This window comes from Filifactor villosus (assembly GCF_042652965.1).
Taxonomy (GTDB): domain Bacteria; phylum Bacillota; class Clostridia; order Peptostreptococcales; family Filifactoraceae; genus Filifactor; species Filifactor villosus.
The window spans coordinates 186042-192376 of sequence record NZ_JBHSHL010000022.1 but is presented as its reverse complement, the minus strand read 5'-3'; the positions used below and the strand labels follow the sequence as shown (position 1 = coordinate 192376).

General features: G+C 41.9%; 9 protein-coding genes and 1 riboswitch. Of the genes, 1 reads left to right on the top strand and 8 read right to left on the bottom strand.

The window, feature by feature from the left end:
* Positions 1-738 precede the first annotated feature (738 nt).
* From ACFO4R_RS06790 to ACFO4R_RS06755, 8 genes are all read right to left on the bottom strand, one after another.
* The gene (locus tag ACFO4R_RS06790; protein ID WP_379788309.1) at positions 739-909 is read right to left on the bottom strand and encodes a hypothetical protein; all 171 of its coding nucleotides are present in this window, start codon (positions 907-909) and stop codon (positions 739-741) included.
* A gap of 316 nt (positions 910-1225) precedes the next feature.
* Positions 1226-1711, bottom strand: coding sequence for a prolyl-tRNA synthetase associated domain-containing protein (locus ACFO4R_RS06785; protein ID WP_379788307.1), 486 nt, complete (start codon positions 1709-1711; stop codon positions 1226-1228).
* 118 nt (positions 1712-1829) lie between these two features.
* Positions 1830-2267, bottom strand: coding sequence for a GNAT family N-acetyltransferase (locus ACFO4R_RS06780; protein ID WP_379788306.1), 438 nt, complete (start codon positions 2265-2267; stop codon positions 1830-1832).
* A 311-nt stretch (positions 2268-2578) separates the two neighbouring features.
* A complete protein-coding gene (thiT, locus tag ACFO4R_RS06775; RefSeq protein ID WP_379788304.1) occupies positions 2579-3121 on the bottom strand; it encodes an energy-coupled thiamine transporter ThiT in 543 nt (180 codons plus the stop codon).
* Between the two features lie 152 nt (positions 3122-3273).
* A riboswitch (TPP riboswitch) is annotated at positions 3274-3372 on the bottom strand.
* A 115-nt stretch (positions 3373-3487) separates the two neighbouring features.
* Positions 3488-3919: an N-acetylmuramoyl-L-alanine amidase gene (locus ACFO4R_RS06770; RefSeq protein WP_379788303.1), complete on the bottom strand. Its 432-nt coding sequence runs from the start codon at positions 3917-3919 to the stop codon at positions 3488-3490.
* Positions 3920-4155: 236 nt separating this feature from the next.
* Entirely contained in the window at positions 4156-4320 is a 165-nt protein-coding gene (locus ACFO4R_RS06765; RefSeq protein ID WP_379788302.1) for a YvrJ family protein, read from the bottom strand.
* 65 nt (positions 4321-4385) lie between these two features.
* Positions 4386-4613 carry a DUF2922 domain-containing protein gene (locus ACFO4R_RS06760; protein ID WP_379788301.1) on the bottom strand — a complete coding sequence of 76 codons (228 nt, stop codon included), beginning with the start codon at positions 4611-4613 and terminating at the stop codon, positions 4386-4388.
* 33 nt (positions 4614-4646) lie between these two features.
* Positions 4647-4865, bottom strand: a complete 219-nt coding sequence (locus ACFO4R_RS06755) for a DUF1659 domain-containing protein (protein WP_379788300.1) — start codon at positions 4863-4865, stop codon at positions 4647-4649.
* Positions 4866-5393: 528 nt separating this feature from the next.
* Here ACFO4R_RS06755 and ACFO4R_RS06750 point away from each other — a divergent pair.
* On the top strand, positions 5394-6002 hold the full coding sequence (locus tag ACFO4R_RS06750) for a sigma-70 family RNA polymerase sigma factor (RefSeq protein WP_379788299.1): 609 nt from the start codon (positions 5394-5396) through the stop codon (positions 6000-6002).
* Positions 6003-6335 lie beyond the last annotated feature (333 nt).

Genomic DNA, 6335 nt, shown 5'->3' with positions numbered 1-6335 from the left:
GTTGAAATTTTGTTTGAAATTCCAACTTTTTTTGCTTGTTTTTTCTCATTTAACTCAGAAACTCAGGAAATGTCGGAGGTAAGAATAGATAATTACTGAAAAACAATTTGAATGATCCTATGTTTCAAACGGAGCGACCTCGGTACAATAAAAACTCCTGATCCTCAGAGAACACACTCGAAAGGATCAGGAGTTTTTTTATGATCCGATATCTTTTTCTATCCTCTCCTCCAACCTCCTCAAACTCTCTTCGATCCGACATAAGTCCAAACAGTACACTCGCACCACAACGCCGTCCTTTGAAACAAACTCGAGTGAGTCCGTCTCCAACAACTTCGACATCGGATAGAGTAAGATGGGTTGCATAACATTAACTGAACAGGAGTGATATATAGACACCTGTTCTCTCGATGTTTGAATATCTGTTCCTGCTTACCTTTTCTAACCGAAGTCTCTACATGAGTTTTGTGAAGAACATACGGAAGAATTGTTGCATACGTTTATAGATGCTCTGCCTGCGTTTATCCAATCGTTTTTTGAGCCGATACCGCGACAGAATTTCGATAACTGAGAGGAGGCGGATATCGACGTTTCAATATGTTTGCAGGATAATCTATGTGCGAAGTTTGAGTTTAACAATAAAACGACCCCTTCGCTCACACCTCCTGTTTGTCATCTTATTTTCTTCCGATCTTGTACGCAGTCCCTATTGCCGACGATCGAACTGTCGATGATTTGTCATCCCTCCTTATGATAACGGCGAAAATTCCAAAAGACGATCAGGACACAGGAGACCAGATAGAGCCTCGCATAGACGGATTCTCCTGTGAGCCTCGCTTCTATACTCGCAATCAAAAAGATCAGTCCCAACACCATGATCGCCACATAAGACAGTTTCTTCTTATCCATCTCTTACAACTCCTTTCGAGTCTTTTCATCCCTAAGGATACCCCGCACAAAGGTAAACCCCGATTCTCTTTTAAATTTATAAATCACAAAAGTTTGTCATAGCAGAATTTTCGACAATTCCATTCCTCATAATACGACCGGTTTTGTGGTGACTTTTCGGATTATGCGGTATTGTCCTAACAGCCGTACAATCCGATCGAAACTCTATATTCATAGAAAGAATACCTCCAAAAAGACTTGTTCTCATCCCTGTTCAGATGCAGAACCTCTTTTTTACAAACTCAAGTTCTCCTCTACCGATATCGAAAAACCTTTCTCAAAATCTCACAATACGGACCTTGTTTCCATGCTCCTCTATAAGCTTTATCAAGTCCTCGGTCTTTAACCAAACGGTTGCGGTATTGTCATTGGGATGAACCCCTATTCTTCCTCCCTGTACAAACTCTTCATCGATAAAACACTCCACCCTGCATTCCTCATCGCTCAACACTCCCAAAGGGCCGAACGCTCCCGGGATCAGATCTATAATCTTCCTCAGATCCTTCTCAGAGACAAAGGACAGGGGACGAGTCTTATACTCCTGCCTGAAACGTTTCAGATCTACCCTCTTGTCGGCCTTTAGAGTGATAAGATAGTAGTTCTTCTTTTTATCGTCCCGCACAAAAACGTTCTTGGCATCCGCCTCGGGATAGGGCAATTCGACCTCACGAAGTTCTTCCATGGTATATACCGCCTTGTGCTCGGTAACTTCATACTTGATCTCCTTCTCGTTTAAGTAGGCGTAGACTTCATTTTTATCCATCTTTCTCCCTCCTCTTTCTCTCCATTTAAAAACCGATCTCTCAACACCTGATTCATTGACATTGTTTCCTATAGCCGATATTTTAATGAAGTTTGAGTGTCCTTATAACAAAACTCCCCTAATCGAACCACTTTACTTTCATAACAAAATTATCGGCATTCAAGAACCCCGCCTTGGCGTAATACTTGTGATGCATCTCATCATTGACAGCCTCCAACTCTATACAGGAAGCTCCTCTCTCCCTGACCCTGTCTTCAAGTTCCTTCAGCAAAACCGTTCCCAAACCTTTTTGCCGGTACGAGGATGAAATAATGATCTCCTCCAGAGTGTAACCGACGATATCGTCATATTGTTTAAAATAGCCCATTACAAAACCCACGGGAGTCTCATCGTCTTTCATGATCAGGGCATAAGAATCATCCATCCTCAACACCTGCCTGATCCTCCTGCCCGCAGTTTCATCTGTCCAGCACGAGCCCTCATAATTGTTGTAATAATCGATGTATAGAGGCAGTACCTGCTCTACCTCTTCAACCTTCATTTCAAAAATATCCATCGTATTTCCTCTCCTAAAAATTCTTATGAAAACACCATACAAAGGCAAATTCCCAATTTTTCTTCGATTTGATAAAACACAAAGATTTGTCATATCAACAGTTTCAAGAATATCGTCCTGCATACAAAGGTGATTTTATGCTGATTTTTTCGAATTATACGGTATTGCCTTATAAATACCATAAGTATACCATAAATAAACGACATATAGGGTCCCAAACAAAAAACGCAGGTCCTCCCATCGGGTTTCGCCTGCGTTTTTTCCTTTTGATGAAACTGAAAACAGTTCTCTATACGGGTTTTGCTACAATCTCAGTGTTGTCCTCGAACCTCCGCAGGAAAGATTTTTTTTACCTGAGGGTACATAAACCAGAGTACAACAAGGGTAATAAGTCCTTCCGGTACCATATAACTCGCATTGTAGAAGAGCGAATACTTCAAAGAGCTCATTCCCTCCGGAGCATACATATACCAAAGCACCACTCCGGAGATAACAAGAATTACATACCTTGAGACCATACCGATCAACGCTCCCACCATCGCCTTCTCTCTGCTTCCATAGAAGAACCCTGCAAGACCGAGTGCTCCGAAGGCAAAGATATAGTCCAGAAAAATCGAACCGATGTGGATGGAAACCCCTCCCTGCAAAAGAAATTGAAGGATACCATAAACAAAGGAAGTAAGAAGCCCCTTTTTGATCCCCCATCTCGTTGCATAGAGAAGGATGGGCAACATACTCACCGCTGTGATCGAACCTCCTTGCGGCATCTCAAAGACCTTAATGTAACTCAACACAGTAGCCAAAGCGATCATAACTCCGGCTTCCACCATAGAACGTACCTTGATACTTTGCATTTTTCTTCCTCCTGTTGATACTGATTGATATTAAGGAACGGCACAAAAAAACTACATGGAAAGCCATGTAGCGATCAATAGATCCAAGACAACGACACAACCTGTCTGAACACCTCCCCCTTCTTCAAAGGAAGTTGAGCAAACCCGTACTTGGATATCGGTCAAAGACTCACTACGCCGGCATTATCCGGATCAGCTAAAGGGTCGGAACAACGTTCCCTCTCAGCATCAAAGCTCCCCTGTTTTGTTTGAACCCGATTTTTATTTTACAGCAATCGGAAAAAAATTTCAATCGAAAAATCATCTCTTCAAAAAAAGGAGTGCCGAAAAATGAGACCCTTCTCATTTTCTGCCACTCCCTTCTCATCAATACTTTAACCTTGGAAAAAATTGTCCAGGACAATCCGTATCACACAGCTGTCTGTGAAGCACCACCTTCGCCGAAGGAAATTCCGCCCTCTTCACAAGGATCCTTATCATCAAGGACTTCATCTGAAGAACGCACAATTCCTTCTCTTTATGGTAGTTGCCTTCCAGACAGATCCCATAGCTTACCTTGTTATATCCCTTGGCATGAACTCCCTGCCATTTCCCCCTAAGTATGAACACATCTCCGTTTTTGGTAATGTACTCATGATATCCCGCACCCGCCCAGCCTCTCTTGAGATGCCATTGATGGATGTCCTCCCATGTAGCACGCTCCGCCTGTGCATGGTGAATCACGATATACCTTACCTTTTCCTTTTGCAACAACAAAAGAGAGTTTCGAAACACAATCTTCGGTCTGATCAACCTCATCTTCATCCCCCTTGATACATTTCCATTAAAATTCCATATTCATTCAAACGACGGCTCCTCCAAAAATACCGGCTAGAACGTAATACCATTCTCTGTTTGAAATTTCGGGTATAAAACATAAGTATTGACGAAAAACAATTTGGAGAAACATAGTTCAGAGTGTTCAACCTGTCGATTTTCATAGATACCGGGATACAATCCGATTCTATCATCCTCAAGCTTAAAAAGAACCGATATCACTCCTCTTTGCTTCTTCCCTGTTCCATCTTGTCCAGTTTTGCCGACAAAAGTATAATGCTCTCGGTCAACTTGTCCATCTTCTTTTCAAAACGCATCAGGAGATAGAAACTCACGACAATGGGAAACCCGTAATTCGACACTTGAATCAATACCTCTTCCATAACTCTTCTCCTCTCTATAAGAAATCGGGTCCGCTTACCGAAGCAAGCGAACCCTCTTCTTCCTACTAATCCATGGTTACCGCAACCGCTTCCTCGCTCTTGGTCAGAAGCGACACCTCCTTAAGTCCCGTTACCTTGGACCCGTCCTTGAACACAAATACGTTCTGTGCAATCACATACTGCACCAACGCTTTGATATCTTCCTGTACAACAGGTTTTTTCGGATAGGGTACGGAGAGAGAAAAACTCTTCCCGTCATCCTTCTTAAATACGATGGACAGCGTCTCTACCATAGTTCTCACCTCCTTTCAAAAAATGTGTTACTCCTACTCTCCTACCAGTTCGCAGGAGTCAGCCTTCTGGACCGTTCCGGCGTGGATTTGAAGTTTCAGGATCTTCTGACCCAAGTCATAGACCGTATTCTCCTCCAGTCCCGCTCTTAGCGAGTTGTACGTCTTGGTTCTGCGAACCGTCTTTCCCTCTTCTCCCGTAGGAAGCTGATACACAAGCTTGAGGGCACTCGTCTTGTTGATCGCATTTGCCATCTCTCTCACCTCCTTTCGCCCATATATATGCACCGAGGAGGAAAAAGGGCTACTATGTTTTGAGAAAGTAATACTAATACTACTATTCCTTTGAATAATGGATATCAACGATTTGCACTCCATAGAAGAGAACACGAATTTTCGTGGTTGCAAAATAAATATAACTATACTTCTATCGAAGAATAGTATAAAACCCAATTAAAATGTCAAGTGTATGGGAGGTACAGAGATAAAACAGAATTTATAGTAAATGAAAGTGCAAACGGAACGAGGACGTTTTTGGAGCCGAAAACCGAGTCGTGAACCATAACATCGGAACTGCTAAGGCTCAAACAGCTGATTTATATGTTTCACTCAAATATACACCTGATATTTTAAACGGAGAATAATATAAATATAAGCAATGAAAAACCCTTTGTTCCATAACTGTAAAAAATAATAGTATCCCTTTTAAAAAACCAAGGTATATATTATAATAAGAAAAACGAACATATGTTCTTTTTTTGGCAGGCAGAGAGAGGAGGCGTTATGAAAAATTCAATCGAAGTAAATGCAATGATCATGGAGTACATTCATCATAAGAGGTCGTCAAATTCCGAACTTCCCACCGACGAGCCCTTGACGGATGACTACGATGAAGACTCCGCCCTGGCAGAGATTCTTAACCGGCTTCGTCCGATGTTGATACGACGATGTCGGCACTACTTCGGATATATCAATGAAGACCTTATGCAAAGCGGTTACTTGGAACTGATCGAAAGAATGCAGACCTATGACGTGCAAAGGACCGAAGTCCCCGTTCTGGGTTATCTCAACCGAATGATATCCTGTCATTACTTCTCACTTAGAAGACGGGAAGGAAGAGATTCCGATAGACTCTGCATGATCGAACGGGAAGTGCTGGAAAACATACATGACCCTTCCGTAGAACAGAGAGATCAACAAGAGAACCTCAATGACCTTCTATCCGTCTTAAGTCCTAGGGAAAGACAACTGGTAACCGAGCATATCCTGGAGAAACAAAGTCTGAAACTCGTATGTAAGCGTATGGAAATCTCCTACTCCTACGCAAAAAAGATAAAACAAGCATCTATATGGAAGATGAAGGAGCAATATCGCAAGAGCAACCTTATTTGATCTGTCTGTTACAAAATCTCCTGCGATAAAATCCCTCTTACAAAAAACGCTAAAAAGGACGGCAGCTGCCGTCCTTTTTAACACTAATACCATTTTTCAATAGAAGTATGGATATATCTGTTTTTCAAATCACGAAAAGTCGGTTTATCTTCCATGGGTCACAGATCATTTATGTCCATAACTCAAAAGAATAATAGTATTACTCGTTTGAATCAGATTAACAAACTCGTGTAACTTTTCTGTGTTCTTCCTTCTCCTGTATGCCTCCTCCTTGTCAAGCAATCACAATCACGCTTACTCTTTAGGACAAGGAATTACCGTTCTTCATGTTCA